A 521-nucleotide genomic window follows, 5' to 3' on the forward strand; every position below is an offset into this window, starting at 1 on the left:
GTATATACAAATCGCTCAGCGGCAGATAAAGTGAAAAATAACGCACATAATAGACAAGCAGATAAGGCGATACTATTACAAGGAACTTGCTTTCTGTAAAAGCAGAAACGCACAGAGCACCCAAAGCCCAAATTCCCATCTCAATACCTCTTATGGCGGTATCAAGTAAAATTGCCGCATAATCTCCGAATTGATTTATAATCATTCCGCTCAGCGAACTTTCTCTGGCTTGCGGAGAAGTTGTGAGAAGAAATTGTCCGGTAATTAAAAACACAAAAAAGTAAATAAATACCGAATATAACAAAGACGCCATAAAATAAACTGCATATGCGGAGAGAAAAACCGTTATAATTTTTGAAGCCGTATAACATTCCGCACCGGTTCGTATAACAACGCTTCTAAAATTCCTGTTTTCAAAGTCTGTGCAAAAGCTATGGGCATATGGCAAAGCAGCTATTGTCGTTGCAAAGATAGAATATCCTGCTACCACATCAGAATACCACACATCAAAAACAGATAAA

1 protein-coding gene is annotated in these 521 nt (G+C 38.0%); it reads right to left on the minus strand.

The annotated features are described in order from the left end of the window. On the minus strand, positions 1 to 521 hold a 521-nt coding region (locus tag B5F08_RS13330), incomplete at both ends, for a hypothetical protein (RefSeq protein ID WP_158096316.1).

Origin of the sequence: Anaeromassilibacillus sp. An172 (assembly GCF_002160515.1) — a bacterium.
Lineage (GTDB): Bacteria > Bacillota > Clostridia > Oscillospirales > Acutalibacteraceae > Limousia > Limousia pullorum.